At 59.7% G+C, this 26,688-nt stretch carries 24 protein-coding genes; 13 read left to right on the forward strand and 11 right to left on the reverse strand.

The features are described 5' to 3' along the window. Nucleotides 1-33 precede the first annotated feature (33 nt). Both EDC28_RS14960 and EDC28_RS14965 read right to left on the reverse strand, forming a co-directional pair. On the reverse strand, nt 34-1,371 hold the full coding sequence (locus tag EDC28_RS14960) for a sigma-54-dependent transcriptional regulator (RefSeq protein ID WP_123422152.1): 1,338 nt from the start codon (nt 1,369-1,371) through the stop codon (nt 34-36). Beyond that, the gene (locus EDC28_RS14965; RefSeq protein ID WP_170164142.1) at nt 1,368-3,116 is read right to left on the reverse strand and encodes a sensor histidine kinase; all 1,749 of its coding nucleotides are present in this window, start codon (nt 3,114-3,116) and stop codon (nt 1,368-1,370) included. Before EDC28_RS14965 ends, EDC28_RS14960 begins: the two co-directional genes overlap by 4 nt. Before the next feature lie 242 nt (nt 3,117-3,358). On the opposite strand from EDC28_RS14965, the gene EDC28_RS14970 reads away from it, so the two are divergent. From EDC28_RS14970 to EDC28_RS14980, 3 genes are read left to right on the forward strand one after another with little or no spacing between them, the layout of a single operon-like run. Then, the gene (locus EDC28_RS14970; RefSeq protein WP_123422154.1) at nt 3,359-4,753 is read left to right on the forward strand and encodes a cytochrome ubiquinol oxidase subunit I; all 1,395 of its coding nucleotides are present in this window, start codon (nt 3,359-3,361) and stop codon (nt 4,751-4,753) included. After that, nucleotides 4,753-5,706 carry a cytochrome d ubiquinol oxidase subunit II gene (locus tag EDC28_RS14975; protein WP_050659252.1) on the forward strand — a complete coding sequence of 318 codons (954 nt, stop codon included), beginning with the start codon at nt 4,753-4,755 and terminating at the stop codon, nt 5,704-5,706. The genes EDC28_RS14970 and EDC28_RS14975 overlap by 1 nt, the downstream gene beginning before the upstream one ends. Continuing rightward, entirely contained in the window at nt 5,706-5,804 is a 99-nt protein-coding gene (locus EDC28_RS14980; protein ID WP_083445884.1) for a DUF2474 family protein, read from the forward strand. Before EDC28_RS14975 ends, EDC28_RS14980 begins: the two co-directional genes overlap by 1 nt. A gap of 261 nt (nt 5,805-6,065) precedes the next feature. On the opposite strand, the gene EDC28_RS14985 is transcribed toward EDC28_RS14980, so the two are convergent. After that, entirely contained in the window at nt 6,066-6,524 is a 459-nt protein-coding gene (locus tag EDC28_RS14985) for a superoxide dismutase family protein (protein ID WP_050659253.1), read from the reverse strand. A 422-nt stretch (nt 6,525-6,946) separates the two neighbouring features. Between EDC28_RS14985 and acnA the strand changes: the two genes are divergently transcribed. From acnA to EDC28_RS15010, 5 genes are all read left to right on the forward strand, one after another. Beyond that, nucleotides 6,947-9,610 carry an aconitate hydratase AcnA gene (gene acnA, locus EDC28_RS14990; protein ID WP_123422156.1) on the forward strand — a complete coding sequence of 888 codons (2,664 nt, stop codon included), beginning with the start codon at nt 6,947-6,949 and terminating at the stop codon, nt 9,608-9,610. A 129-nt stretch (nt 9,611-9,739) separates the two neighbouring features. Then, nucleotides 9,740-9,910: a PLDc N-terminal domain-containing protein gene (locus tag EDC28_RS14995; protein ID WP_083445885.1), complete on the forward strand. Its 171-nt coding sequence runs from the start codon at nt 9,740-9,742 to the stop codon at nt 9,908-9,910. Between the two features lie 24 nt (nt 9,911-9,934). After that, nucleotides 9,935-10,276 (forward strand): DUF6559 family protein, encoded by a 342-nt coding sequence (locus EDC28_RS15000; RefSeq protein WP_050659255.1) that lies wholly within the window; start codon nt 9,935-9,937, stop codon nt 10,274-10,276. A 130-nt stretch (nt 10,277-10,406) separates the two neighbouring features. After that, entirely contained in the window at nt 10,407-11,528 is a 1,122-nt protein-coding gene (locus EDC28_RS15005) for an efflux RND transporter periplasmic adaptor subunit (RefSeq protein WP_123422157.1), read from the forward strand. Nucleotides 11,529-11,536: 8 nt separating this feature from the next. Then, a complete protein-coding gene (locus EDC28_RS15010; RefSeq protein WP_123422158.1) occupies nt 11,537-14,674 on the forward strand; it encodes an efflux RND transporter permease subunit in 3,138 nt (1,045 codons plus the stop codon). Between the two features lie 900 nt (nt 14,675-15,574). On the opposite strand, the gene EDC28_RS20030 is transcribed toward EDC28_RS15010, so the two are convergent. The 7 genes from EDC28_RS20030 to EDC28_RS15045 all read right to left on the reverse strand — a co-directional run bounded on the left by EDC28_RS20030 (nt 15,575) and on the right by EDC28_RS15045 (nt 19,095). Continuing rightward, a complete protein-coding gene (locus tag EDC28_RS20030) occupies nt 15,575-16,078 on the reverse strand; it encodes a hypothetical protein (protein ID WP_148049862.1) in 504 nt (167 codons plus the stop codon). Nucleotides 16,079-16,167: 89 nt separating this feature from the next. Then, a complete protein-coding gene (locus tag EDC28_RS15020) occupies nt 16,168-16,389 on the reverse strand; it encodes a hypothetical protein (protein WP_123422160.1) in 222 nt (73 codons plus the stop codon). 27 nt (nt 16,390-16,416) lie between these two features. Then, nucleotides 16,417-16,863: a GNAT family N-acetyltransferase gene (locus EDC28_RS15025; RefSeq protein ID WP_123422161.1), complete on the reverse strand. Its 447-nt coding sequence runs from the start codon at nt 16,861-16,863 to the stop codon at nt 16,417-16,419. Beyond that, complete coding sequence (locus EDC28_RS15030; RefSeq protein WP_050659260.1) at nt 16,860-17,357, reverse strand: NUDIX domain-containing protein; 498 nt, start codon at nt 17,355-17,357, stop codon at nt 16,860-16,862. The genes EDC28_RS15025 and EDC28_RS15030 overlap by 4 nt, the downstream gene beginning before the upstream one ends. Continuing rightward, nucleotides 17,350-18,216, reverse strand: coding sequence for a phosphoribulokinase (locus EDC28_RS15035; RefSeq protein WP_050659261.1), 867 nt, complete (start codon nt 18,214-18,216; stop codon nt 17,350-17,352). Before EDC28_RS15035 ends, EDC28_RS15030 begins: the two co-directional genes overlap by 8 nt. After that, nucleotides 18,209-18,430, reverse strand: a complete 222-nt coding sequence (locus EDC28_RS15040) for a YheU family protein (RefSeq protein ID WP_050659262.1) — start codon at nt 18,428-18,430, stop codon at nt 18,209-18,211. The genes EDC28_RS15035 and EDC28_RS15040 overlap by 8 nt, the downstream gene beginning before the upstream one ends. A 65-nt stretch (nt 18,431-18,495) precedes the next feature. Beyond that, nucleotides 18,496-19,095, reverse strand: coding sequence for a LysE/ArgO family amino acid transporter (locus EDC28_RS15045; protein WP_123422162.1), 600 nt, complete (start codon nt 19,093-19,095; stop codon nt 18,496-18,498). A gap of 93 nt (nt 19,096-19,188) precedes the next feature. Between EDC28_RS15045 and EDC28_RS15050 the strand changes: the two genes are divergently transcribed. Together EDC28_RS15050 and EDC28_RS15055 are read left to right on the forward strand one after the other, a co-directional pair. Beyond that, on the forward strand, nt 19,189-20,067 hold the full coding sequence (locus EDC28_RS15050) for a LysR family transcriptional regulator ArgP (RefSeq protein ID WP_050659264.1): 879 nt from the start codon (nt 19,189-19,191) through the stop codon (nt 20,065-20,067). A 101-nt stretch (nt 20,068-20,168) separates the two neighbouring features. After that, nucleotides 20,169-21,230, forward strand: a complete 1,062-nt coding sequence (locus EDC28_RS15055; RefSeq protein WP_123422163.1) for a DUF3103 family protein — start codon at nt 20,169-20,171, stop codon at nt 21,228-21,230. A gap of 29 nt (nt 21,231-21,259) precedes the next feature. Here the strand turns inward: EDC28_RS15055 and EDC28_RS15060 are convergent, their stop codons facing one another. After that, complete coding sequence (locus EDC28_RS15060) at nt 21,260-22,237, reverse strand: hydrolase (protein WP_123422164.1); 978 nt, start codon at nt 22,235-22,237, stop codon at nt 21,260-21,262. Nucleotides 22,238-22,373: 136 nt separating this feature from the next. Here EDC28_RS15060 and EDC28_RS15065 point away from each other — a divergent pair, with 136 nt between their 5' ends. The 3 genes from EDC28_RS15065 (at nt 22,374) to EDC28_RS15075 (ending at nt 26,604) form a co-directional block, all read left to right on the forward strand. After that, complete coding sequence (locus EDC28_RS15065) at nt 22,374-23,477, forward strand: PQQ-dependent sugar dehydrogenase (RefSeq protein WP_050659267.1); 1,104 nt, start codon at nt 22,374-22,376, stop codon at nt 23,475-23,477. Between the two features lie 123 nt (nt 23,478-23,600). Then, a complete protein-coding gene (locus EDC28_RS15070; RefSeq protein WP_123422165.1) occupies nt 23,601-24,656 on the forward strand; it encodes a bifunctional glycosyltransferase family 2/GtrA family protein in 1,056 nt (351 codons plus the stop codon). Nucleotides 24,657-24,699: 43 nt separating this feature from the next. Beyond that, nucleotides 24,700-26,604, forward strand: a complete 1,905-nt coding sequence (locus tag EDC28_RS15075) for a TonB-dependent receptor domain-containing protein (protein WP_123422166.1) — start codon at nt 24,700-24,702, stop codon at nt 26,602-26,604. The last annotated feature ends 84 nt before the right edge of the window (nt 26,605-26,688 follow it).

Here is a 26,688-nt window from a genome sequence, read left to right on the forward strand (position 1 = left end):
TTCCTGTCAGTCTTTTGAGATCTACCCTCGCCGTTATTCCAAACCGTAGCGTTCCAGCTTTTTCAGCAATCCCTGGCGCGACAGCCCCAACTGGCGGGCGGCGGCGGAGCGGTTGCCCTGCTGCTGGCCAAGGGCTTGGCTGATAAGGCGAATTTCAAGGGCCCGCACCTGTTCTTCGAGGCTATCGCCTTGGGGCTCGGCGCTGGTGTCGGTGGGGTAGAGCAGGGCGATGTCATCCAGCCCAATCACCTGGCCCTGGCTGATGGCCGCCACTGATTCGAGGGTGTTTTTCAGCTCCCGCACGTTACCGGGCCAACTGCGCCCCAAAAACCATTGGCGCGCCGAAGGAGAAAGGCGCAGGCTGCGGCCGCTTCGCCGGCACCAGCCGGCCAACAGGCTTTCGCACAGCAGCGGCAGGTCTTCCGGCCTGTCGTCCAGGGCCGGGGTTTGCAGGTTGACCCCTTTGATGCGGTAGTAGAGATCTTCACGAAAGCGACCGTCCGCCACCCGGTGCTGCAGGTCGGCATTGGTGGCCGACACCACCCGCACGTCGATGCTCTGCTGCTCGCGTCCGCCCACCGGGTAGAAGGTGCCTTCTTGCAGCACCCGCAGCAATTTCACCTGCATCGACAGCGGCATGTCGCCAATTTCATCCAAAAACAGGGTGCCGCCGTCGGCCATGGCCAAAAGGCCCGGCCTGTCCTTGTCGGCGCCGGTAAAGGCGCCTTTTTTGTAACCGAACAGCTCGCTCTCCAAAAGCTCGGCCGGAATGGCGCCACAGTGCACCGAGATAAAAGGCCCCTCGGCCCGGCGCGACAATTTGTGCAGGGCGCGGCTGACCATCTCCTTGCCGGTGCCGGAGGGGCCGGTTACCAGCACCGGCACGTCGGTGGGGGCAATGCGCTGAATAAGGGCCTTGAGGTTGCCCATGGCCTGGCCGGTGCCCACCAGCTCATCCAGAGGGCCTTGGCCCGCTTGTTTGAGGCGGCCGAGTTCGCGGGTCAGGTTCTGCTTGGTGAGCGCCCGGCGAATAACCACCGCCAGCATGTCTGGGTCCACCGGTTTGGATAAAAAGTCCCAGGCGCCACGGGCCATGGCGTTAAGGGCCAGTTGCCGCTCGGCATGGCCGGTGAGGATGATGATGGGCCTGTCACCCAGGCTGGGCAGGGCTTCGAGGGTGTGGCTGGGGTCCATCTGGGGCGGCAGCGCCAAATCCAGCAGGATGAGGTCGGCATCGAAGCTTGCCAGTTGCTCCCTGGCTTGGTCCAGGTTGTGGGCACTTTTGACCTGGTAGCCGTCTTCTTCGAGCCAGGCGCTGGCCAGTTCACAAAAGGCGACTTCGTCGTCCACCAGCAGGATGCGGCCGGTCATAGGGGAAACTCCAGTTCAAAGGTGGTGGGCCAACCGAGGTCGGTGCGCAGCCTGACGCTGCCGCCGTGGGCCTTCATGATGCGCTGCACTATGGCAAGGCCCAGGCCCGAGCCGCCGGGGCGTTTGGACACAAAGGGCCGGAACAGTTTGTCGGCAAGCTCGGCGGGGACCGGCGGGCCGTCGTTGTGGATGAACACCCGGTTGCCCTCGGCCTCAAGGCAGATGTGCTGGGCAAAGGCGCGGGCGTTTTCCAAGAGGTTTACCAGCACCTGGGTCAGGCGGTGAGGGTCGGCGCTCAGCACCAGCGCCTGGGGCACCTTCAGCTCCACCCCGGCGGCCTGGGGCAGGCTTTGTACCAGCGCCAGCAAGGTCACCGGTTGTTTGTCGACGGTCACGTTACCGCCGTAGGAGAGCAAATCCTGGATCAGGCGGTCGGCCCGGCTCAGTTGGTCCTGAATATGGCGGCGGGTTTTTTCTTCGGTGCGGGCCGAGGCCATGGCGATGATGTTAAGGGGGTTTCGAAGTTCGTGGGCCATGGCTGCCGACAGTTCCCCCAGCTCCACCAGATGCTGCTGGTCGAGGCGGCGTTTTTCTTCTTCGGCAAGGGCCAGGGTGCGCTCGAGGTTGTCGCAGGCGCTGGCCAGCAAGGAGGCAAACACTTCTACTTGCAGATGCTGGGCGGGCAGCAGCTCCTGGCCTCCCATCACCTCGGCCTGCCACATGGGGCCCTGGCGGTAGCAATAAATATGGGGGCCGGTGGCGCTTTGCTGGCTAACGCTGATGGCAAGGCCAAGGTCTTCTTGGAGCAAGGCCTCGGCGCCTTGCATCAGGCCCTGCCAGTCGCTGGTGGTGCCCAGTTGGTCGCGCCAGCGGCCCAGCAGCTGCTCGTCAAGACGGGCGCCGGGGTAAATAAGCTGGCGCACCCAACGGCTCAGCATGGGGTAGAGCAGGGCGCTGGCCCCTAAGGTCAGCAGCGAGTAAATCCACAGCAGCAAGCCCGAGCGGGTAAAGCCGAGGCTGGCGGCCAGCGCTGAGAGCACCCCTGCCACCAGCGCCAGGCCAAGGGCGATAAGGATGCGGCTGGCCCAGAGGTTGACCTCCAGCATCCGATAACGCAGCACCGCGAACACCAGCAGCAGCACGTAGCTGGGCAGCGCCAGCATCGAGTAAGGGAAGTAGTCGATACCCAGGGACGGAAACACAAAGCTCGACGCCAGCAGCAAGCCCCAGCCCCCCACCATAAAGATGGCGAGGATGGAGCGGCGCACCGTGCTTTTTTGCTCCCCCCAGGCTTTGAGCAGCACCCCGTGGGCGCAAATCCCCAAAAACACCGTCCAACCCAGGTTCAGCCAGCCCAGAGGATGCAGGTGGATAAAACCGCTAAAGGGCGGCCAGGGCTGAATGCTGGCGCCCCCCAGCAGGCTGCACAAAAAGATAAAGGTGCTGGTGCCGTAGCTTAGGCGTAGCAGCTGCTGCTTACGGGTCGGGGTGGTGGTGAGGTAACCCAGGGCAAAGTGCAGGAAGGTATTGGGCATGAAGGGGTTGGCCAGCAGCAGCGGCAGTGCCAGCAAGCTCGAATAGGGGCTTAGCAAATGGCCAAGGCACCACAGCCCCATCACGGTGACAAACCCGGCCAGGGGGCGCAGGTCGGTCTGGCGCCACAGCCACAAGGCAGTGGCCAGGCCGCTGAGCAGGGTGGCACCCATGGCCACTTCAAACACCAGCACCAGCTCGGGTGTAAACATCGTTGACAGTTCCCTCGTTACTATCGTCAACATCGTTGACGAATAGCCGGCAGCTTAGCCCCTGAAATTGATATAAATCAAGGGTTGGCGTAGTTGGCACGACCTTTGCGAAAAGTTGGCATGCAATCCTTAGCAAGGAGTAGACCATGAGCCAATTTTTTCCCGATCTATTGTTCGTTGTTGCATCCGTCGCCCTGGCGGCATCCCCTTGGTTGGTCAGTCGCTGGCTGCGGAGGTAACCCATGGATGCCGCGCTGCTGTCGCGGATCCAGTTCGCCTGGACCGTGAGCTTTCATATTCTGTTCCCCACCATGACCATAGGTCTGGCGGTGCTGATCGCTACCTGGGAAGGGCTGTGGCTGAAAACCCGCAACCCCCGCTACCTGCAATTGGCCAAATTCTGGATCAAACCCTTTGCCATCACTTTTGGCTCCGGGGTGGTGACCGGTATCGTGCTGTCTTACGAGTTCGGTACCAACTTCAGTGAATTTTCCCATCTGGTTGGCCCGGTGCTGGGCCCACTGATGACCTACGAGGTGTTGACCGCCTTCTTCCTGGAAGCGGGCTTTTTGGGGGTAATGCTGTTTGGCTGGCAACGGGTCGGCGAGCGGCTGCACTTTTTTGCAACCCTGATTGTGGCCCTGGGCACCTTGCTGTCGGCGTTCTGGATCCTGGCCGCCAACTCCTGGATGCAAACCCCGGCGGGCTATGAATTCGTGAACGGCCAGTACGTGCCGGTGGACTGGTTCAAGGTGATCTTCAACCCCAGCTTCCCGCTGCGCCTGGTGCACATGCTGCTGGCCACCTTCCTTACCGCCAGCTTCCTGGTGGCGGGCATCAGCGCCTGGTACCTCCTGAAAGGTTACGACCGCGAGTTTGCCAAGCGCGGCTTGTCCATGACCTTATGGTTCATCCTGGTGCTGGCGCCTTTGCAGGCATTTGTCGGCGACGAGCACGGCCTGGTGGTCAAAGAACACCAACCGGCCAAGCTGGCGGCGATGGAAGGCATCTGGGACAAGGTCGAGAAAAGCCCTGGCCTGCGCCTTTTTGCCATTCCCGATGAAAAGGCCGAGACCAACCATCTGGAAGTGGAAGTGCCGTATCTCGCCTCCATCATCCTCACCCACAGCCTGGACGGCGAAGTAACCGGCCTCAAAGCCTTTGCGCCCAAAGACCGCCCTCCCGTTACCCCGGTTTTCTTCAGCTTTCGGGTGATGGTGGGCTTAGGTGTGCTGATGATACTGGTGGCGTTCTGGGCCAACTGGCGGCGCCGCGGCGGCAAGCTCTGGCAAGACAAATGGCTGCTGCGCCTGTTGGTGTGCATGACCCCGGCTGGCCTCATTGCCACCATCGCCGGCTGGTGGGTGGTGGAAATTGGCCGCCAACCCTGGTTGGTATACGGCCTGGTGCGCACCGAGCAAGTGGTGTCTAACCTGCCCGTCGAGCGGGTAGCGCTGACCCTGGCCCTGTTTGTGGTGACTTACCTGGTGTTGCTGGCGGCCTTCTTGCACTTCTACCGCAAGCTTATCCGCAAAGGCCCGCCGGATATGGCCAAGCTCGAAAGCCAACTGGTGGGCATGCAGGCCCCCGGCTATGCCCTGAACTGGGTACGTGAGCTCAAGAAGGAGGGCTTCTGATGGAACTCTTTTATTTCCTGCTGCTGGGTTTTGCCATTCTGATGTACGTGGTGCTGGACGGCTTTGATCTGGGCCTGGGTATCCTCTACCCGGCCCTGCACGAGCAGCACGACCGCGACATGATGATGCGCTCTGTCTCCCACGTCTGGGACGGCAACGAAACCTGGCTGGTGTTTGGCGGCGTGATTTTGATGGGCGCCTTCCCGGCGGCCTACGCCACCTTGCTGCCCACCTTGTATTTGCCCATCTGCCTGATGCTGGTGGCGCTGATTTTCCGGGGCATCGCCTTTGAATACCGCTTCAAGGCCCACAGCTCGCGCCAATGGTGGGACTTGGCCTTTGGCCTGGGCTCTTCGGTAGCCGCGTTCTGCCAGGGCCTGATGCTGGGCAGCCTGGTGCAGTCCGGCGGCGAAGTGCTGCTAAGCCCCTTTAGCGTGCTGACCGCCTTTGCGGTGATGGCAGGTTATGCCCTGCTGGGCGCCACCTACCTAGTGGTAAAAACCTCAGGGGAGCTGCAAAGCAAGGCCAAGGCCCTGGTCAAGCCGCTGCTGGCGGCGGTGGTGCTGGCCATGCTGGCGGTGAGCCTGTGGAATTTTGCGGCGGTGCCGTCGGTACACAGCCGCTGGCTGGAGAACATCGGCTGGCTGTGGCCCATTCCCTTTATTACCGCAGTGCTGGCCTTTGCGCTTTTAAAAAGCCTCAAGCATTCGGAAGTGGCGCCTTTTTTCTGTGCCGTGGCGCTCTTTGTGATGGGCTTTATCGGCCTGGTGGTGGGCTTGTTCCCAGAACTGGTGCCGGGGCGGTTGAATCTGTTTGAGGCGGCGGCCCCTGCCCAGAGCCTCAAGTTCATGCTGCCCGGAGTGCTTATCTTCGTGCCGCTCATTCTGGCTTACACCTTCTGGGGCTATAGGATCTTTCGCGGCAAAGTGCATGACTTCGAGGAGGGTTACTGATGCTCAAGCAAAAATGGTTTTGGTTTGTCGGCCTTTACTTTGGCAGCGTCGTGGCGCTGTCGGTTGTGGCCTACGGCCTTCGCTGGTTGCTCAGCTGATGTCTGGACAGCTCTAAAAATCCAGACTGTACGCACGATGTTTTAGATGGGTCAGGGCGCTTAATCATCAGCACTCTTTGCGTGTGAATTCGTCCCGCAGATGATGCTCGAAGTGGGGGAGACCCCACTTCCTCGTGACTTTAGTCTTACGGCGGTTTTCGGCATGTTGTCCTTCTTGAGCCGAAGCCGCCGTTTTTTTTGCCTGTTTTTTACCCACAAAAAACCCGCCGTGAAGCGGGTTGTCATTGGCGTTATCGCCGCTTATTTCAAGATGCCACAGCCGATACGGGCGCCGTCAGGGCCGTGAACCACGATGGCGTGGTCTTTGTTGTCCTTGTAGCCGAGGTCCGATACCACGGTGAAGGAGCCGATGGCTTCACCCTTGCTGTCGGCAGACCACAGCCCGCTCTTCCAGTAATCACCGGCGGTGGTGGGGGAGAAGTAGTGGCCGCCTACTTGCTCGGCGTCGTCACAGGTTTTACCCACGTGAATATGCAAGCCGCCGTTGGTCACAGGGCCCAGGCCTTTGAGGTCGTAATGCACCAGGGTGCGGCCGTCGTGGAAACTCACTTTTACCTTGCCGGTAACGGTCTGGCTGGTGCCAGGGTAGGCGCCCACTTTGGCGCTAAGGGTGGCAGCCTGGGCGCTGACGGAGAGGCTACCCAGCAGCAGAGCGGCACCGAGAACAGAAAGGGACTTTTTGGAAGAGAAAGAAATCATGTCAGGAACCTTCAGATGTGATTGTGAAAAAGCTTTTGATTCAACAGGTTAACCATTTGTATGGCCCGTTGGCGCCGCGCAAAAGGAGTGGCCTATATCGGCGTTAAGGCAGCTAGGGGCGCCCGGTACTTAATCGCGAAAAGCCTTAACGAAATATGATTTTGCCATTTCAATTCAGCCTGTCGACAGCTGGCTGTTACTTTTCATACCGCTTTTCCTGCTTTCTATCCTTTTGATAACGCTGTTGTTATTAACGTCCTACATTTTCAGTCTGGGTTATTTTCCAAAAAAGTACCTGCGATTAACTAAATGAACGATATTCGGACTATCCGATTAACTGCCGTTAAGTTTGACTGTTTTATTGAATTAGTTAGGGTGCTAGCATTGATGAACAGGATAAAAAAGCGTCAAGGAGCAATGTTGTGAGTAATGCCAATGCATCAAAGGACAGCTTTAAGGCCCGCAAATCCCTGGTTGTGGACGGCGAGTCCTACGATTATTTCAGCCTGGCGGCAGTCAAGGACCTCGGTGAGGTAGCAAGACTGCCGTTTTCATTACGGGTGTTGCTGGAAAACCTCCTGCGTTTCGAAGACGGCGATACCGTCACCACCGAAGACATCCACGCCCTTATCGACTGGCTCAAGACCAAAAGGTCTGACCGTGAGATCCAGTACCGCCCGGCGCGGGTGCTGATGCAGGATTTCACCGGGGTGCCGGCGGTGGTTGACCTGGCCGCCATGCGCGATGCCATGGCCAAGGCCGGCGGCAATCCTGAACGCATCAATCCCCTTTCTGCCGTAGACCTCGTTATCGACCACTCGGTGATGGTAGACGCCTTCGCCACCCCCCAAGCCTTTGCCGAAAACGTGGCCATCGAGATGGAGCGTAACCAGGAGCGTTACCAGTTCCTGCGTTGGGGCCAGCAAGCTTTTGACAACTTCCGGGTGGTACCGCCGGGCACCGGCATCTGCCACCAGGTGAACCTCGAGTACCTGGGTAAAGCGGTGTGGAGCCAGGACGGCATGGCCTACCCTGACACCCTGGTGGGCACCGACTCCCACACCACCATGATCAACGGCTTAGGCGTGTTGGGCTGGGGTGTGGGCGGCATCGAGGCGGAAGCGGCCATGCTGGGCCAGCCCATCTCCATGCTGATCCCCGAAGTCATCGGCTTTCGCCTCAAGGGCAAGCTCAAGGAAGGCATGACCGCCACCGACCTGGTGCTGACCGTCACCCAGATGCTGCGTAAAAAAGGCGTGGTGGGTAAGTTTGTGGAATTCTACGGCCCGGGCCTCGACGACTTGCCCCTGGCCGACCGCGCCACCATTGCCAACATGGCCCCGGAATACGGCGCCACCTGCGGTTTCTTCCCCATCGACGGCGAAACCCTTCGCTATATGGAGTTGTCCGGCCGCGACCCGCATACCATCAAACTGGTGGAAAACTACGCCAAAGAGAACGGCTTCTGGCGCGATTCTGCCGCCCCCGAGCCGTTCTTTACCGACACCCTTGAGCTTGACCTTAACGACGTCGTGCCCAGCCTTGCCGGCCCCAAACGCCCCCAAGACCGGGTTGCCCTGCCTGAGCTTGGTAGCGCCATCGACGGCGTGCTGGACTTGGCCGGTGTCGACAAAGACCAGCGAGTGCCGGTTGACGGCGAGAGCTTCCAGCTTTGCCACGGCGACGTGGTGATTGCCGCCATTACCAGCTGTACCAACACCTCCAACCCCAGCGTAATGATGGCCGCCGGCCTGGTGGCCAAAAAGGCGGTGGAAAAGGGCCTCAAGCGCAAGCCCTGGGTAAAATCCTCCCTGGCTCCCGGCTCCAAGGTGGTCACCGACTACCTGGCCAAGGCCGACTTGCAGCAATACCTCAACGAACTGGGTTTCAACCTGGTGGGCTATGGCTGCACCACTTGTATTGGTAACTCCGGCCCGCTGCCTGATGCCATTGGCAAGGCGGTGGAAGAAGGGGATCTGACGGTCAGCTCGGTGCTGTCCGGTAACCGCAACTTCGAAGGCCGGGTGCACCCGCTGGTCAAAGCCAACTGGTTGGCGTCACCGCCGCTGGTGGTGGCCTTTGCCCTGGCCGGTACCACCCGCATCGACCTGCAATCCGAGCCCCTGGGCGAGGACATGGACGGTAACCCGGTGTACCTCAAGGACATCTGGCCCACCTCTGCCGAGATCCAAGAGGTGGTGCGGCTGGTGGACGAAGGCATGTTCCAGAAGGAATACGCCGAGGTGTTTGAAGGTGACGCCGACTGGCAGGCCATCAAGGTCAGCCCCGGCAAAACCTACAACTGGTCGAATGATTCCACTTACGTGCAGAACCCGCCGTACTTCGACCACATCACCGAGCCGGTCAAGCCGCTCCAAGATATCGAAAGCGCCCGCATCCTGGCACTGTTTGGCGATTCCATCACCACCGACCACATCTCCCCGGCCGGTAACATCAAGGCCGACAGCCCGGCGGGCCGTTACCTGCAAGAGCACGGCGTGGCGCCCAAGGACTTCAACTCCTATGGCTCGCGCCGCGGCAACCACGAGGTGATGATGCGCGGCACCTTCGCCAACATCCGTATCAAAAACCAGATGCTCGATGGCGTTGAAGGGGGTTATACCCGCCATATTCCCTCCGGCGAGCAACTGGCCATCTATGATGCCGCCATGCGCTACCAGCAAGAGGGCACACCGCTGGTGGTGATCGCCGGTAAGGAATACGGCACCGGCTCCAGCCGTGACTGGGCCGCCAAGGGCACCACCTTGCAAGGCATCAAGGCGGTGGTAGCCCAGAGCTTCGAGCGTATTCACCGCTCCAACCTGGTGGGCATGGGCGTGCTGCCGGTGCAGTTCCCTGAAGGGGTTTCCAAAGAGAGCTTAAAGCTCATTGGCGATGAAAAAATCAGCCTGCTGGGCCTGGCCTCCCTCAAGCCCCGCGCTGCCTTGAAGCTCGTTATCGAGCGCGCCAACGGCGACAAGGTAGAGCAGGAAGTGATTGCCCGGGTGGATACCAACACCGAGCTTGAGTACCTCAAGAGCGGCGGCATCCTGCACCATGTGCTGCGTGGCATGATTGCTTCTTAAGTGCCGCTAGTAAAAAAAGGCCCCGCTTTTTAGCGGGGCTTTTTTATTGATAAACAAGCGTTATTTTAGTCTGGTCATGCGCTGACACTGATCTAGACTGGGAAAGACGGCACACAGCAAGGAGAGCCAATGAAAGGGATCATCGGTCTTATTATTCTCATCGCCGATATCTACGCCATAGTGCAGGTGCTAAAGAGTGGCGCCAAACCGGTCGAGAAATTACTGTGGGTCTTGTTGATACTGGTGTTGCCATTGATTGGACTCATCATCTGGTTTTTTGCTGGCCCCGGCCGCAAGTAACCACACCGACACAAGGACGTCATCATGCTCAGGGATATCTTCCAATCCATGCGCGCCCGTCGCCTGTTACGGGCTACCCCACAACTGCTGGTTAAGCAGTTTTCTTCCTTGCCAAGCTACACCCCCGCCCAGGTGGACTGGGCGCTGAAAAAGTCCTTAGGCAAGCTACCCAACCACCGTTATCTCGCCTACGCCCTGTTCTGCGATAAGCGTGATTTCATGCAGATCACCGGCGAGTCCAGCCACACCTGGGACAGCTGCCGCCGCCAGCTCGGCCGCGCCCTCTTTGCCGGCCGTACCGACTTTACGGTGCGCGAAGTGCTGCACCTGGCCGAGCAGGAAGCCGAGTTCGAGTCCAGCCACTAAGCTGCTGATCACAATGAGATAAAAGCGCCCCTCGGGGCGCTTTTGCGATCCAAGGCTTTACCCGTGGCGCTGCTACACTTTGGCAACATGCCAGATGCAGTAGGTTTGCCCGTGGGGGAGCGGGCATCGGATGCTGAGAAAATTCCTGTGGTCGGGTTTGGGGCTGGTGCTGGCGCTGCTGGTGGCGGCAATGCTGGTGCTGATAAAAAGCAGCCAATTTCAAGCCATGGCAGCGGCTGGCGCCCAGATGCAGATGCCGCCCCAGAAGGTCAATGTGGCCGAGGTGCAGCAAAGCCAGTGGCGTAACCGGCTGCCGGCGGTGGGCACAGTGGTGGCCATGCAGGGAGCGCAGCTGAGGGTAGAGGCCGAAGGGCGGGTCAAAACCATCGCTTTTACCGCTGGCGCCGAAGTGGCTAGCGGGGCGCCGCTTTTATACCTGGACGACGAAGTAGAACAAGCCCAGCTGAAAGAGGCCCAGGCCGCCGCCGCCCTGGCGCTGTTGACCGAAAAACGGGCCCGCGAGCTTATCACCAGCCACAACATCTCCCAGGGGGAGCTGGACCAAGCCCGGGCCACGGTGCAGCAAACCCAGGCCCAGGTGGCTTACATTCAGGCCCTTATCGACAAGAAAATCCTGCGCGCCCCCTTTGCCGGGCGCCTGGGTATTCGCCAGGTGAGCCTGGGGCAGTTTCTCGACAAGGGCAGCAACGTGGTGTCGTTGCAGTCTTTGGACCCTATCTATGTGGAATTCTCCCTGCCTCAGCGCTACCTGGCGCTGCTGGCCGATGGCCTGGCGGTAACCGCCGATATTGACGCCTTCGGCGGCCAGCAGCTCACCGGCAAGGTGAGTGCCCTCAACCCTGACTTGGACCCTGCCACCCGCAACCTGCGGGTGCAGGCCACCTTTGCCAACCCAGAGGGCCAGCTGCGCCCCGGCATGTACGTGACGGTGAGCCTGGCGGAAGCGCAAAGTCGAACCGTGCTGCTGATCCCCATCACCGCCGTGCAGCCGGGGGCATACGGCGATTCGGTGTTTGTGGTGGAAAAGGCCGGCGACCAGCTCAGCCTTCGCCAGCAGCCGGTGGAACTGGGTGAGCAGCGAGGGGATTTTGTGGTGGTGCAAAAGGGCCTTGAAGCCGGCCAGCAAGTGGTGAGCACCGGGGTGTTCAAGCTGTTCCCGGGGATGGCGGTGGAGGTGGACAACAGCCTTGCTCCGCACTTCCAGCTTGATCCCAAGCCCGACAACACCTGAGCGCCGCCATGAAAGCCATCACCGATCTGTTCGTTACGCGCCCGGTACTGGCCCTGGTGGTCAATATCCTCATCATCATTGCCGGGCTGCAGGCCGCCAACTCGCTGTCGGTGCGCCAATATCCGCGCAGTGAAAACGCCTCTGTTACCGTCGCTACCCCCTACATTGGCGCCAGCGCCGAGGTAGTGCGGGGCTTTGTCACCACCGCCATCGAAGGGGCCATCGCCTCGGCCGACGGCATTGATTACGTGGAATCGAAAAGCCTGCTGGGGCTGTCCATGGTCACAGCCCGGCTCAAGCTCAATGTGGATACCACCAAGGCGCTGGCGGACATCACCGCCAAGGTCAACCAGGTGCGCAACCAGCTGCCGCCTGAGGCCGAGCTGCCGGCCATCAGCGTGCAGTCGGCCGATTCTGAATTTGCCGCCGCTTACCTGAGCTTTGCCTCCAAGACCTTGTCGCAAAGCCAGATAACCGACTACCTGGTGCGGGTGGTGCAGCCCAGGCTCTCGGCCCTGACCGGGGTGCAGCGGGTGGAAATTTACGGCGCCCGCACCTATGCCATGCGGGTGTGGCTGGAGCCAGCAAAGCTGGCGGCCCTTAACGTCAGCCCGGCCCAGGTGTTTGACGCCCTGGCCGCCAACAACTTTTTGTCGGCGGTGGGCCAGACCAAGGGCGCCTTGGTGCAAACCTACCTCACTGCCAACACCGATTTGCACACCGCCCAGGCCTTTAAAAAGCTGGTGGTGCGCCAGCAAAACGACACCATAGTGCGCCTCGAAGACGTGGCCAAGGTGGAGCTGGGCGCCGAAGACTACGACACCCAGGCCAGTTTTAACGGCCAGACGGCGGTGTTTATGGGCATCTTCCCGCTGCCCAATTCCAACACCATCTCGGTGATAAAACGGGTCCGTGAAGACTTGGCGGCCCTGCAGGCCGACTTACCGGCAGGCATGACCGCCCTGGTGGGTTACGACGCTTCCGAGTACATCTCCAGCGCCATTCACGAGGTGCTGGGCACCCTGCTGGACACCTTGGTCATCGTTATCATCGTGATCTTCCTGTTCCTGGGCTCGGTGCGCTCGGTGCTGGTGCCGATAGTGGCGATACCGGTGTCCTTGATTGGCGCCGTGTTTTTGATGCAGATCTTCGGCTTTACCCTCAACCTGTTAACCCTGCTGGCCATCGTGCTGTCAGTGGGCTTGGTGGTGGACGACGCCATCGTGGTGGTGGAGAACGTCGAGCGCCACCTTCGCGAAGGGCGCACTCCCCGCGAGGCGGCGCTGATTGGGGCTCGGGAGCTGGTGGGCCCGGTAATTGCCATGACCCTGACCTTGGCCGCCGTTTACACCCCCATCGGCCTGCAAGGGGGGCTGACTGGCGCCTTGTTCCGCGAATTTGCCCTGACCCTGGCCGGCGCCGTGACCATCTCCGGCATTGTCGCCCTGACCTTATCGCCGATGATGAGCGCCAAACTGCTACGCAGCGCCGACAAGGAAGAGCGCGGCTTTACCGGCTGGGTGAACCACAAGTTTGACCGGCTGCGCCTCGGTTATGGCCGGGCCCTTGGGGCTGTACTCAAGCGCCGCAGCGCCGTCTATGTGCTGTGGGGCGGGCTTAGCCTGATGGTGGTGCCCATGTACATTTTCTCGCCAAAGGAACTGGCACCCCTTGAAGATCAAGGCTTTATGTTCGGTATTCTCTACAACGCCGCCAATGCCTCGGCCGACCAAAAACGCCTTTACGGCGAGGCGGCCCAGCAGGTGTTTTTGGATACCCCCGAGTGCGACGCCACTTTTCAAATTTTGCTCTCCCCCTCAGACCCCTTTGCCGCCGCCCTCGATGTAGGGGGCTTTTCCGGCATGGTGGTCAAACCCTGGAACCAGCGCCGCCGCGCGGTGCGCGAAATAGTGCCCGAGGTGCAGGCGGGGCTGTCCAACATTCCCGGCATGCAAATCTTCGCCGCCCAGCCACCGGCGCTGCCGGGGGGCTCCAATTTCCCGGTGGAGTTTTTGCTGCTCTCCACCGACGAGCCCAAGCAGATGCTGGCCTACGCCCAGCAGCTGCAACAAAAGGCTATGGAAAGCGGGCTCTTTTACTTCCCGCCGCAAATCGATTTGAAGATTGACCAGCCCCAGGCCAGCATCGTGCTGGACCACGAAAAGCTGGCGGCCATGGGGCTTACCAACCGCGATGTGGGCCGGGATCTGGGCGCCGCCATGGGCGGCAATTACGTGAACCGCTTTAATATCGAGGGCCGCGCCTACAAGGTGATACCCCAGCTGGTGCGGGCCGAACGGCTTAACCCTGAGCAGCTTGAAGGCCTTTATGTCACCGGCCCCGGTGGCCAGCTGGTGCCGGTCAGCACCTTTGCCCATATCGAAAACAGCACCGTGCCCCGTAGCCTTAACCGCTTTCAGCAACTGAACGCCATCAAGCTCTCGGGCCTCACCGCTCGCCTCGACGAGGGCCTTAACGCCCTGGATAAAGCGGCAGCCGAGGTGTTGCCCCCCAATTACAGCGTCAACTACACCGGCGAGTCGCGACAGCTGCGCACCGAAGGGGGGAAATTCCTGCCGGCGCTGGGTATGGCGATATTGATGATCTTCCTGGTGCTGGCGGTGCAGTTTAATTCCTTTCGCGATCCATTGGTGATCCTGCTGGGCTCGGTGCCGTTGGCCATGTTCGGCGCGCTGCTGTTTACGGTGCTGAAAATGCCCAACCCGGATATCCCCTTTTGGACCAACGGCTGGACCACCACCCTCAATATCTACGCCCAGGTGGGGCTGGTGACCCTGGTGGGGTTGGTGGCCAAAAACGGCATCTTGATTGTCGAGTTTGCCAACAAGCTGCAAGAGCAGGGCAAAGACAAACTGGAGGCCATCCACGACGCCGCCATGACCCGGCTACGCCCGGTGCTGATGACCTCGGTGGCCACCGTCGCCGGTCACTTCCCACTGACCCTGGTCGACGGCCCCGGCGCCGCCGCCCGCAACTCTATCGGCCTGGTGCTGGTGGGCGGCATGGCCCTTGGCACCCTCTTTACCCTCTGGGTAGTGCCCAGCCTTTATATGCTGATCGCCAGGGATCATCGGAAGGATAAGGTGGTATCTGAGGATACTGCTGCGGCGCTGGTTCAGTCTTGAGTCCGCTCTGAGCTGACCTGAGTCGCCTAGGGGTTGTCATTGAGTCCCGCTTCTTAGCAAACACCTTGTAAGGGGTTGGTTACTTTAGATGCCGGGACTCGCCCCGGCGGGCGACCTACTTTCTTGCTTGTCCAAGAAAGTAGGCAAAGAAAGACCCCCCGGCGTTACGCGACGTCCTTACTTCTGGTCGCTTGCCGCTGACCGCTCCACACGCGCTCCAGGCGCGTCTTCCGCTTGTTCGTCATCCCTGACTCACATCAGCTCCCGCTCCCGCCAGTAAGGCGCTCCACTTAAAGGGGCCCCAAGAGCAGCATCTCCAGATCCCACTTAGCCGCTGGCTAACATGCTTCGTTCTTAGATCGGGACCGGGAAGCCGTCTGCTAATAGGCAAATGTACTTTCAAGGGAGATTATTTCTTGGTTGCTTGTTTTTGGCATTGATTCAACGAAGCAGCAATCGTCCAGATACTTCATATCCAGATGGTGAGGCCACGGAGTCCGTTAAGTGGAGCGCTTCGCTGGCGGGGCGAGCGCGTTAAGAAATCAGTCCGGTGGACTGATTTTAGCTGGTGAGCGGGAGCGGCTTGTCCGCGAACTGACGTGGAGGGGCAGCTGAGACAGGGGCGAAGGTCGAAATGAAAGCACAGCTTTCATGCAGCTTCGCGCGAGGCCGAGGACGGCCGAGCTGGGCCCAACCACCATGGAAGGTCCGCATTTCCGTGACCATTCGATAATTGGACCAGCGGCAAGCGACTAGAAGCGAAGACATCGCGACAAAATCGCCGGGAGCGATTTTGAACATCGGAGCACCGCGACGATGGCCCGAAGGGCGAAGGCCAGGGATGGCCTGAGTAAAACAAAGTACCCCGCCCGCCGGTGCGGGAACCGGCAAGTAAACGTGTCAATCAGTTGATGCGAAAGTGGGCGGATTAATTGGCTTGTAATATTTCAGTTCAACTTTTTCTTTCGCGGTGTCCGAAGAAAATTTTTCAAATCCTGTTAAAAATAACGAAGCAATTGAAATGCACAACGCAGCAATTGATGCAGTCAGAGTTAGCTTAAATCTACGGTCTTGAACTTTGAGGTCGGCCAAAACAGATGCCATAAAGGGAAAATGTACACACTTTGGATCTTCTTCCATTTGAAATTCAAACAATCTTACTACTGGAGCTGTACCATTATCATGGTCAGTATATTTGTATTTATTTGCCAAGTGATAGTAAAGTCGACCAAAAACAATATCCCCATTGGTTTTCAGTTTACTAGCTACTCTATAGCAATCGACAGGGACAAAGATCTTTGAACCACGAATAGTTTCATCCTGATCGTAAGCACAAAATTCATCGTAGTAGAGGTCATAGATTGTTTGTAGGATTTGAAGGTCTGTCGGGCTATTCCTTGCCATAGTTTACTCCGAAATATAACACTGTTATCGAATATGGATCAGCCACTTATATTAAATATAAATAAGGTAATTAAATAATGTATCCCTACTTATTCAGCTTTAACAGAGAATCCGGTTGATCCATTTTTTACAGACTCTTGTCCCAGGTATATTCCAAGACCAAAAGCCTTTACCAGTCCGTCGTAGACTTGATCAAGTAATTCATCCGTTACTTCATCTTTTGAGACGGCCAGCAGAAGCGTATCGATGAGTCTAAATTCGTAGGAGTCGTCGAGTTCATGCAATTCTAATTTTAAGTCAACCTGGCTCATTTTTATTCCCTATTTAGACTAAATAAATTATTTATTCACCATATCAATATGCGGTATCCCATCCTCTAGATACTCTTCACCTTCCGCCACAAACCCATACCGCCCATAAAACCCCTGTAAATGGGCTTGTGCGCCTAATTTCACCGGGAGACAGGGGAAGCGCTCGGCGATAAAGGCTAACGCCCGTTCCATCATGGCGTGGCCCAGTTTGCGGTCGCGGGCGCTAGCGTCGGTGACGACCCGGCCGATGATCACCCGGCCTTGATTAAGCGCCGGGTCGAGGATGCGCAGGTAGGCCAGCAGCTTGCCGTTTTCCCAGGCCATCAGGTGGTAGCTGTCGCCGGTGAGATCGTTGCCGTCCACTTCTTGGTAGGGGCAGTTTTGTTCCACCACAAACACGGCGGTGCGAAGGGCAAGGCAGGCGTACAGTTCGCTAGTGCTCAAGTCTTGCTGGTGCGTGATAACCCAGTTCATAGGTAGGGCAAAAATCCTTTAAAGCGGTGAAAGGCGTCGAGGCTGTCGGGGGTAAAGGCGGGGCCGGGGCTTTGCAGCAGCTCATCCAGCGCCAGCCATTCAAAGCTGGTCACTTCGTCATCTTGCGGGTTGACCGGGCCATTGTGGCGGCAGCCGTAGGCGACCCCAAAGCTGTAGTTACCTTGGCTTTTGTGGAGGAACTTACCCAGTAGCGTCAGCTTGCCCTCAAGGCCCAGCTCTTCGGCCAGCTCCCGCTGGGCGCAGCTAAGGTAGCTTTCTTGCCAGTCCACCACGCCGCCGGCGGCGAGATCTCGAAGGCCGGGGCAATAGCCTTTGCTGGTGGCGCGGGTTTGCACGCAAAGCTGGTTGTCGTCGCTCAGCACAAAGATAAAGGTGGTGCGGTGAATTTTCTCGCCGAAGGGGAAGGTGCTGCGCAGCACCCGGCCGAGGGGCTGGTCACGGTCATCCACCTCCACCATCCATTCTTCATGCATAACGCTGCTCCAAGATCTTACGCACTATGGGGCGCAAGATAAGCTCCATGGCCAGGCCCATTTTGCCGCCGGGCACCACCAGGGTGTTCATGCGGGAGATGAAGGAGCCGTGGATCATCTGCAACAGGTAGGGGAAATCCACCTGCGGCATGTTGCGAAAGCGCACCACCACCAGGGTTTCGTCGGCGGTGGGAATGGCCTTGGCCGAGAAGGGGTTGGAGGTGTCCACCATGGGCACCCGCTGGAAGTTGATATGGGTGCGGGAGAATTGCGGAGTGATGAAGTTGAAGTAGTCGTCCATGGAGCGAACGATGGACTCGCGCACCTTCTCGCGGCTGTGGCCGCGCTCTTCGGTGTCGCGGATGATTTTCTGGATCCACTCAAGGTTGACGATGGGCACCATGCCTACCAGCAGATCCACGTGCTGGGCCACGTCGACGTGGTCGGTCTTCACGCCGCCGTGCAGCCCTTCGTAGAACATCAAATCGGTGTTCTCCGGCAGGCTTTGCCAGGGGGTAAAGGTGCCGGGCAGCTGGTTGTGGGGCACCGCTTCGTCAAAGGTGTGCAGGTATTTACGGGTGTCACCGGTGCCTTGCTTGCCGTACTGGGAAAAGAGCTTTTCCAGGCGCTCAAGATCGTTGGACTCTTCGCCAAAGTGGCTGATATGGCGGCCTTCGTCGCGGGCCTTGCGTACGGCGGCTTGCATTTCCTGGCGGGTATAGCGGTGGAAGGCGTCGCCGTTTACAAAGGCGGCGTTAACCCCTTCGGCGGCGAAGATATGCTGAAAAGCCAGGCTAGTGGTGGTGGTACCGGCGCCGCTGGAGCCGGTAACCGCAATAACAGGGTGGCGCTTAGACATGGGGAACCTGATCCTTGGAGACAATGTTCAGGGTTTCATGGTGCTCTGACCATAACAGCACCGCTTCACCTCTGGCCAATTGGGCTTTTACCTGGGCCGCCTTCTGGGCCAGGGGGACTTCCTGGTCGCCGTAATCAGTGCCCTCGCGGAGCACGAAGTGCTCAATGATACTGTCGAGGGTGTCGGCTTCTAACGCCTGCCAGGGCACGATCATGGGAGTTACTCAGTTAAGCCAGGCCCTCCAGTGTAGCAAGAATGCCGCCGCTGCCAACCACCAGACTAGAGCACCAACGACAGCGCAAGCGCGGTCATCAGCACTGCCGTAAAGGCGTCGATACATTGCCAGGCCCGGGGCCGCGCCAGCAGCGGTGCCAAGCGGCTGGCCAGCAGGCTAAGACCGTAAAACCAGAGCAGGGAGGTGGTCATGGCGCCAACGGCAAAGGCCCATTTGGCCGGGCCCTGGTCACCCGCCAGGGTGCCGATAATAAAGGCGGTTTCTAAAAACACCTGGGGGTTGGCAAGGGTCACGGCAAGGGCTGTCATCAGCGCTTTTTTCCGGCTCAGGCGCCGCTCGGGCAGGGCGCTCAGGCCGTGTAAGTCTTTCACCCGCTTGGCCGCCTGCCAGGCCAGGTACAAAAGATAGGCCGCGCCCACGTATTGCAACAAGGCCACCAGCCACGGCAGGCTTTGCAGGAAGGTCGCCAGCCCCAGCACTCCCAGCAGGATAAACAGCAGATCAAAGAAAGTGCATACCGATGCGACCAGCCAGTGGTGCTCGCGGCGCAGGCCCTGGCTTAATACAAAGGTATTCTGCGCGCCAATGGCAACGATAAGGCCCATTGCCGTGAGCAGGCCTTTGGTGAAGACAAGAATAAACATGCGACAAACCCAGAAAAACATTCTGGATGTAAGGCTAGGGGGCTTTCGGTATTATAAAAAGAAATATATTCAAATAAGTCATTAAATAAAATTATGCAGCTTGACCCTAAACACCTGGCCGCCCTGGCCGCCGTTGTCGAACAAGGTTCCTTTGAACAGGCCGCCCGCTGGCTTAACCTCACTCAAGGTTCCATCTCGTTGCGCATTCGTGCTCTGGAGGAGCGGCTGGGGGGGCCGGTGGTGGTGCGCAGCCAGCCTATTCGGCTGACCGAGCTGGGCCAGGTGCTCTATCGCCATTATCAAGAGCTGCAACTGTTGTCGGCCGAGCTGGCGGCGCGCTTGCCGCAGCTCAATGAGGAGCGGCCCCGCATTCGCATCGCCCTTAATGCCGACAGCCTGGCTACCTGGTTTTTGGATGCGGTGGTGCAGGTAAAGGACAAACTGCTGGTAGACCTGCTGGTGATGGACCAAGACATCACCCACGAAAAGCTCAAAGACGGCGACGTGCTGGCTGCGGTGAGCGCCTTTGGCCAGGCGGTACAGGGTTGCAACGCCACCTTCCTTGGCACCATGCCTTATACCGCCATCGCCAGCCCCAGCTATGCTGCCGACTACTTCCCCGAAGGCCCCACCAGCGAGGCGTTCAAGGCCGCCACCGCCATGGTGTACGGCCACCACGACCACCTGCTGTTGCAGTTTTTAAACCCCTGGCAGCTTAAAGACGGCGATTTCCCGGTACACACCATGCCGGCCGCCCAAAGCTTTGTAGACGCCGCCATCAAAGGCCTAGCCTGGACCTTAGTGCCGGTTTGGCAGGCCCAAGAAGCCATCGACAGCGGCAAGGTGGTGGAGCTGACCCCCAAAGATCGCATCAAGGTGCGGCTCTATTGGCACCAGCGCCGCCTGGACGCCGGCCCGCTGCAGGCCCTTACCGAAGCGGTGATGCAGGCCACGTTATCGCTTAGAAAATAAGCATTAACTTTTTCGTCACAATAATTTTTGCCCTTCATCGTCTCTTGCCGGGCCGCCATGCTGGCCTGGCCCTCTCCCATCACGGATAGATGGAGATAACGATGAACAAAACCCTGTTACTGACCCTGGTGGCGAGCCTGTGCTCTGCCCCCGCCCTTGCCGCCAATAGCGATCGCCAACTGGCCCTGGATCTCGCCCGGGACCTTGGCCAATGGCAGCCCGCCACGGTGGCCAAGGATTATGCCGTACCCCTCGGTACCCTGATAAAGCAGTATCATCTTGACGCCCTGGCCACAGAGGCGGCGCAGCGCGAGTTGGCGGTACAAGCCAAACGCGGCCTGACTGGCAAAGTGGACAGCCTGATGCAGGTGCGCCTGGCGCATCCCAGCATGAAGGCGGCGCTGGATAAAGGCGCCGCGCCGCTGGTGGCCTACGTGCCAGACGGCGACGAGTCGCAATGGAGCGCCATTGAAGCCTTTGCGGCAGACGGCAGCAGCCAGATGCTGGACGTACACCAACTGCCGGCCCGGCCGGTGTTTGTGGTGGGCCAAGACGGCCGCAAGGCGCAAAGCGCCGGCCTGAAACTGGTGCGCCAAGCCTTGGTGGAGGCGGGCCTGAGTAGCCCCGTTGTCAGCGCCGACACCGCGCCCCTTTCCACCACCCTGGTGCAGTCCATCCGCGCCAACGACGTGCAAGAGCCTTGGCTTTTGGGCAACGCCGAAGTCTTTGCGGTGGTGGCGGGTATCGACCCCTTCGCCGACGAACCCCAGGTGGATATTGTCGACATGCCGTATCTGGACGACGAAGACAAAACCTATTACCCCAACCAGGTGCTGGTGTACTGGGACAGGTACCGCTGGGGCGCGGCAGACGTGGTGTTCTTCGAGCAGGACTCAGACTACAACTTCCAGGATCTCGCCAGTTTGTTGGTGCAGGTGTTGGGCCAGGCCCTTTCTGCCGGTGGCGTGCCAGAGGCGCTGCCTTTTGCCCAGCTTGGCCAGCAGATCATCAAGGCTATGCCCAGCAACTGGTTTAGCAACGACGACGACTACCTGGACGCCTTCTACACCCTTGAGCAAAACCAGGTGTACAGCAACTACCCTGGGGCCTCGGGCAATATCAGGGTCAACCTGGTGCCCAAGACCATTAACCCCACCCAGTAAGGCAAAGTCCGCGAAAGCGGGCTTTTTTCTTAGCGAAACTGCTGCAAGAAGGCCGGAATGCGGCTCTCCAGGTAATAGCTTGGCCGCCAGATGCTGCCGCTCACAAAGCCCACATGGCCGCCCTTGGCGCTGAGCTCCAAGGTGGTGCTGGGGCTGAGCTCGGCCTCGGTGGGAATGGCGCTGTGGCTGATAAAGGGGTCGTCCTTGGCGTGGATTATCAAGGTCGGCTGGCAAATACCGGCCAGCAGCGGCTTGCTGGAGGCGCGGGCGTAGTAATCGCGGCCGCTTTCAAAGCCGTGCAGCGGCGCGGTAAAGGCGTGGTCGAAGGTGGCGAAATCACGAAACAGCCGGCTGTCGGCGACATCGGGCATGGCCATCGCCAGGGCCGGATCGGTCGCCTTTTGGCGCAGGCTGCGGGCCAGGCAGTTTAATAGGTGGCGCTGGTAAACCCGAGACAACCCCTTGCCAATGCGCTTGGACGACGCCAGTAAATCCATGGGCGCTGACACCGCCACCGCCGCGGCCAGCGGGCTTTGGCCAGCGTCTTCGCCCAGCCATTTGAGCAGCACATTGCCCCCCAACGAGTAGCCCACCGCCATCAGCGGCGTGCTGGGGTAGCGAGCCTTGAGCACCCCGGCCAGCCAGCGCGGGTCGCCACTTTCGCCGCTGTGATAGGCCCGTGGCAACTTGTTGGGCACCCCGCCGCAGCCGCGAAAATGCATCACCGCCACCTGAAAATCGGCCTTTTGCAGCGCCTCCATCAGCCCTTGCACATAAGGGGAGCTTACCGAGCCTTCAAGGCCGTGCAGCACCAGTACTAGGGGCCTGGCCGGGTCGTCCACAACAGGCTTTGGGGTCATCAGCCCCAGTTGATCGCCGTCAGGGGTGGTGAGCCACTCGCCACGGGTAGCCACCCAAGGCTTGGAGCGATTGAGGGTAGGAAACAGGGTTTGGGCGTGGCTGTTGGCCAGCCCCAGCGCGGGAACAAAACGGCTCTCTGAGATCATAACGGCTCTGATCCAACCAAGGAGGTGCACACCATACTGAGCTTTCCAGCCTATACCAAATGTCATTAATCGATTAGCACTATCCGGTTGCCACAACCGGACTAGGCTGAACACAAAGCAGAAAAAGGAGCCTGGCATGAAACCCTTCTTTTATTTGTGGCTGGCGCTGCTGGCCACCCCGGCGCTGGCGGTGACCACCGATCAGGCAGAGGTGAAAGTGCAAACCCTGGCCCAGGGGCTGGACCACCCCTGGGGCATGGCCTTTATGGACGATGGCCGCATCCTTATTACCGAGCGTAGCGGCCAGCTGCGTGTCCTCGAGCCGGGCGGTAAGCTCAGCGAGCCGGTCAAGGGCCTGCCCGCCATCGCCGTGGGCGGCCAGGGCGGCTTGCTGGATGTGGCCTACCGCCAGGGCTGGGTGTATTTCTCTTATTCCGAGCCCTCTGAGCAGGCCGGTACCAACTCCACCGCCGTGGCAAGAGCCCGGCTCAAAGGCGACACCCTCACTCAGCTCAAGGTGATCTTCAGCCAGGTGCCCAAGTTCAGCTCTTACGCCCACTTTGGCTCGCGGCTCGCTTTTGCCCCGGACGGCAGCCTCTTTATTACCCTGGGAGAGCGTTACAGCGCCCGCGACCAAGCTCAAAACCTAGCCAATGACCTGGGCAAGGTGGTGCGCATCTGGCCAGACGGCTCTATCCCCAAGGACAACCCCTTTGTGGGCCAACTGGGGGCGCGCCCCGAGATCTGGTCTTATGGCCACCGCAACGTGCAGGGCGCTGCCATTAATCCGCGCACCGGTGAGCTGTGGACCAACGAGCACGGCCCCCAAGGCGGCGACGAGGTGAACATTGACCGGGCCGGCAAGAATTACGGCTGGCCGGTAGTCACCATGGGCGAGGAATATGGCGGCGGCAAAATCGGCGAGGGCAGCGCCAAGGCCGGCATGGAACCGGCCATCCACACCTGGGTACCGTCCATTGCCCCCTCCGGCATGGCCTTTTATACCGGCGACCGCTTTCCCAACTGGAAGGGAGACCTGTTTGTTGGTTCCCTTAAATTCATGCAACTGGTGCGCCTGGAGCTGGACGGCAACCGCATCACCGGCGAAGAGCGGATGCTGATGGTGCCCATCGGCCAGCGCATTCGCGACGTAAAACAAGGGCCTGACGGTTACCTCTACCTGCTCACCGACGCCGACGACGGCCGCCTTATTCGCCTGGAGCCGGCCCCCAAGAGCTGAGCCAAATCTGAATGAATATCTTATTAAACAAAGGGTTTCATTGTTCATACAGGGGCGTCTTGTAAGGCTGGAATAAAGGGCGCCGCGTCAGGCGGCGCCAAGGCCGGACACAAGGAGGACGTCGTGAACAGCGTTAATGCGGCAAGGCCCGTGATTCTGATCCCTGCCTACCAGCCTGATGAAACCCTCTACCAACTGGTGCTTACCCTCAAGGCCCGTGGCCCCCACTACCCGGTGCTGGTGGTGGATGATGGCTCCAATCGCCACCTCAAACCCCTGTTCGATGCCCTGGCCGAGCTGCGCGGGGTGGAGGTTATTCATCACCTGCGTAACCAGGGTAAAGGCGCCGCCATCAAAACCGGCCTGGCCTGGGTCGAGGACCATGGGGCCGATAACTGCCCGGGAGTGGTCACCGCCGATGCCGACGGCCAGCACCTGGCTGACGACATTCTGGCCCTGGCGCGGCGCCTGGAGGCCTACCCTCGCAAGCTGTGGCTGGGGGTGCGCCAGTTTGACCAGCAAGTGCCGCTGCGCTCGCGCTTTGGCAACAAGCTCACCGAGAAGGTGTTTGCCCTGGCTACCGGCCAGCATCTTAGCGATACCCAAACTGGCCTTAGGGCCATACCCAAGGCTTATTTCCAGGCATTGCTGGCCATCAAGGCCAACGGCTACGAGTTCGAGCTGGACATGCTGCTGGCGGCCAAGGACAACGGCATATCCATTGGCGAGAAGACCATCGCCACCGTTTATGAAGCCGGTAACCCCAGCAGCCATTTTCGGCCCCTGGCCGACTCGCTGCGTATCTACAGCCGCTTTTTCCGTTTCGCCGGGGTAGGGCTGGCTTCGGCGGGGCTCGATTACCTGCTGTTTGCGCTGCTCTACATGGTAAGCGGCGAGATTTTGCTGGCCATGGTGCTGGCAAGGATTTGCTCGGCGGTCTTTAATTTCGGCTGCAACCGGCTCTGGGTCTTTGGCAGCCAGGGCAGTCTGCTCAAAGAGGCTGGCCGTTACAGCGTGTTGGCTATTACCCTGATTGGGCTGGGTTATTTCCTTACCAAAGGCTTTTACGGCATGGGGGTTTCGCCCTTTATCGGTAAGCCTCTGGCAGAGGGAGTCATCATGGTGGTGAGCTTTATTGCACAAAGGTATGTAGTCTTTTTACGAGAAAAAGAGGCTTAAAACCGCTATTCTGCCGGCCCGCTGACACTAATTCGGAAAGAAAATGACACCAGTCGCATGGATCATGATGGCGAGCCTGAGCGCTCAGGACCTGCCAAAGGCTGCAAGCAGCACCGACACCGAGGTGATTGAGGTGCAGGGCCACCGCCTGGGGGCCACCTTGCCGTCGGCTTCCTTGGCCGAGCCAGAGGCTGGGCCGTTATTGGACAACGGCGACTGGTTGCAGGGCCTGCCCGGCCTACAGGTGGACTCGCGGGTCAACATGGCCCAAGACACCCGCCTGGTGGTGCGCGGCTTTGGTGCCACTTCCAGCTTCGGGGTGCGTAGCCTGCGTATCGAGCAAGACGGCATTCCCATTTCCAGTGCTGACGGCCAGGGGCAATTGTCGGCGGTGCAGGCTGGCAGCATTGATCACGCGCTTTTGATCAAAGGCCCGCTGGCGGCCCTTTATGGCAACGCCGCCGGTGGCGTGCTGCAATTGCGCTCCAGCCTGCCCGAGCAAAGCGGCGGCAAGGTTGGCGCCATGGTGGGGCAGGACGGCCAGCGCCGCATCAATGCCACTGGCAATTACCGCGATGGCGACAACTGGCTGAGCCTGAGTGGCCAGCGCCTGGAAATGGACGGCTTTCGCCCCCACAGCGAGGCCAGCCGCAACCAGTGGCGCCTGGCAGGCGGCAGCGGCGGGCTGACCGCCTTTACCCAGCAAAGCGTCGAGCCGCGCCTGAACGACCCTCAATCTGAAACCCTTAGCCAATGGCAAACCGACCCCGATGCCGGCAACGCCGCCGCTATTAAATTCGATGCCCACAAGAGCGTGCGTGACCGCCTGAGTGGCGTGAACTACAACCAGGGCGACTGGCATTTGTCCGGTTGGAGTGGCGACCGCAAAGTATTGCAGTACCTCACCTTTGTGGGCGATACTAGCGCCGGGGGTATTGTCGATCTGGACCGTGAAAACCAGGGCGCCCGGGTGGAATGGACCCCAAGCTGGCAAAACGTCAACTGGACTTTGGGCAGCGAGTATCGCCGCCAGAAGGACGACCGCCAGGGCTATGCCAACCAGTTTGGTCACCAGGGCGTACTGCGCCGCGACGAAACCGGCCGCATCCGCAGCCTCGATACCTACGCCATTGCCGATGTGGCCGGTGTTACTGCCGGGGTGCGTTATAGCCACAGCCGTTTTAGCGTCGATGACCGTTTTGAAAACGACGACAGCGGCAGCGGCAACTTCAACGAGCTGGCCTGGGCCCTTGGCTATCGCCACGAACTGGCGCCGGGCTGGACCGGCTTTGCCAGCATCGGTGAGGGCTTTGAAACCCCCACCCTCACCGAGATGGCTTACTCGGTAGACGGCGGCGGCTTTAACAAAGACCTTCAAAGCAGCAAGCACCGCCAGGCCGAGATTGGTGTCAGTACCGAAATGGGGCAATGGCACGCCACCGTTACTGGCTTTTACATCGACAGCAGCCGCGAGCTGGTGGTGGTGCAAAGCGATAACGGCCGCACCGTTTATGACAACGGTGAAGACTCTAAACGCAAGGGCCTGGAAGGGGAGCTGGTACGCCAGTTTGGCGACTGGCAATACCGCCTAAGCGGCACCTGGCTGGATGCCAGCTTTGACACCGGCGAGCGCATTCCCGGCATCGCCAAGCTGGACATGAGCCAGCGCCTGTCTTGGTTCTTTGCCGACGCGCAGTCACTGGCGCTGGACTGGCACCATCGCAGTCGCACTGCTGCCACCACCGACAACAGCGTCTATGTGCCGGGCGGTAACCGTTGGGACTTGGGCTGGCAGGGCGGCTTTGGGCCGGTGAACCTGTGGGCGCGGGTGGAAAACCTGGCGGATGAGAAGCTGGCAGGGGCGGTAGTGGTTAACCAAAGCGCCGGGCGCTATGTGGAGCCCCTGCCGGGGCGGCAATGGAGCTTAGGGCTGGACTGGACCTTTTAAGCGGCGCAGTTTTCCCAGTAGACGATAACGCCATTTAAGCGGCTGTTGGGCGTCTCGCAGCTGGTGCAGCACCTCTTCTAGGAA

The sequence above is a fragment of the Gallaecimonas pentaromativorans genome (genome assembly GCF_003751625.1).
GTDB classification, from domain to species: Bacteria; Pseudomonadota; Gammaproteobacteria; order Enterobacterales; family Gallaecimonadaceae; genus Gallaecimonas; species Gallaecimonas pentaromativorans.

Excerpts from the sequence above, each read along its gene's own strand:
- EDC28_RS14985 (WP_050659253.1), bottom strand. The coding sequence starts at position 6,524 with ATGATTTCTTTCTCTTCCAAAAAGTCCCTTTCTGTTCTCGGTGCCGCT.
- EDC28_RS15025 (WP_123422161.1), bottom strand. The coding sequence starts at position 16,863 with ATGAACTGGGTTATCACGCACCAGCAAGACTTGAGCACTAGCGAACTG.
- EDC28_RS15045 (WP_123422162.1), bottom strand. The coding sequence starts at position 19,095 with ATGTTTATTCTTGTCTTCACCAAAGGCCTGCTCACGGCAATGGGCCTT.
- EDC28_RS14995 (WP_083445885.1), top strand. The coding sequence starts at position 9,740 with ATGAAAGGGATCATCGGTCTTATTATTCTCATCGCCGATATCTACGCC.
- EDC28_RS15055 (WP_123422163.1), top strand. The coding sequence starts at position 20,169 with ATGAACAAAACCCTGTTACTGACCCTGGTGGCGAGCCTGTGCTCTGCC.
- EDC28_RS15050 (WP_050659264.1), top strand. The coding sequence starts at position 19,189 with ATGCAGCTTGACCCTAAACACCTGGCCGCCCTGGCCGCCGTTGTCGAA.
- EDC28_RS15035 (WP_050659261.1), bottom strand. The coding sequence starts at position 18,216 with ATGTCTAAGCGCCACCCTGTTATTGCGGTTACCGGCTCCAGCGGCGCC.
- EDC28_RS15020 (WP_123422160.1), bottom strand. The coding sequence starts at position 16,389 with ATGAGCCAGGTTGACTTAAAATTAGAATTGCATGAACTCGACGACTCC.
- EDC28_RS15005 (WP_123422157.1), top strand. The coding sequence starts at position 10,407 with ATGCTGAGAAAATTCCTGTGGTCGGGTTTGGGGCTGGTGCTGGCGCTG.
- EDC28_RS14965 (WP_170164142.1), bottom strand. The coding sequence starts at position 3,116 with ATGTTTACACCCGAGCTGGTGCTGGTGTTTGAAGTGGCCATGGGTGCC.
- EDC28_RS14970 (WP_123422154.1), top strand. The coding sequence starts at position 3,359 with ATGGATGCCGCGCTGCTGTCGCGGATCCAGTTCGCCTGGACCGTGAGC.
- EDC28_RS15060 (WP_123422164.1), bottom strand. The coding sequence starts at position 22,237 with ATGATCTCAGAGAGCCGTTTTGTTCCCGCGCTGGGGCTGGCCAACAGC.
- EDC28_RS15030 (WP_050659260.1), bottom strand. The coding sequence starts at position 17,357 with ATGCATGAAGAATGGATGGTGGAGGTGGATGACCGTGACCAGCCCCTC.
- EDC28_RS15075 (WP_123422166.1), top strand. The coding sequence starts at position 24,700 with ATGACACCAGTCGCATGGATCATGATGGCGAGCCTGAGCGCTCAGGAC.
- EDC28_RS20030 (WP_148049862.1), bottom strand. The coding sequence starts at position 16,078 with ATGGCAAGGAATAGCCCGACAGACCTTCAAATCCTACAAACAATCTAT.
- EDC28_RS15040 (WP_050659262.1), bottom strand. The coding sequence starts at position 18,430 with ATGATCGTGCCCTGGCAGGCGTTAGAAGCCGACACCCTCGACAGTATC.
- EDC28_RS15000 (WP_050659255.1), top strand. The coding sequence starts at position 9,935 with ATGCTCAGGGATATCTTCCAATCCATGCGCGCCCGTCGCCTGTTACGG.
- EDC28_RS14975 (WP_050659252.1), top strand. The coding sequence starts at position 4,753 with ATGGAACTCTTTTATTTCCTGCTGCTGGGTTTTGCCATTCTGATGTAC.
- EDC28_RS14980 (WP_083445884.1), top strand. The coding sequence starts at position 5,706 with ATGCTCAAGCAAAAATGGTTTTGGTTTGTCGGCCTTTACTTTGGCAGC.
- EDC28_RS15065 (WP_050659267.1), top strand. The coding sequence starts at position 22,374 with ATGAAACCCTTCTTTTATTTGTGGCTGGCGCTGCTGGCCACCCCGGCG.
- EDC28_RS15010 (WP_123422158.1), top strand. The coding sequence starts at position 11,537 with ATGAAAGCCATCACCGATCTGTTCGTTACGCGCCCGGTACTGGCCCTG.
- EDC28_RS14960 (WP_123422152.1), bottom strand. The coding sequence starts at position 1,371 with ATGACCGGCCGCATCCTGCTGGTGGACGACGAAGTCGCCTTTTGTGAA.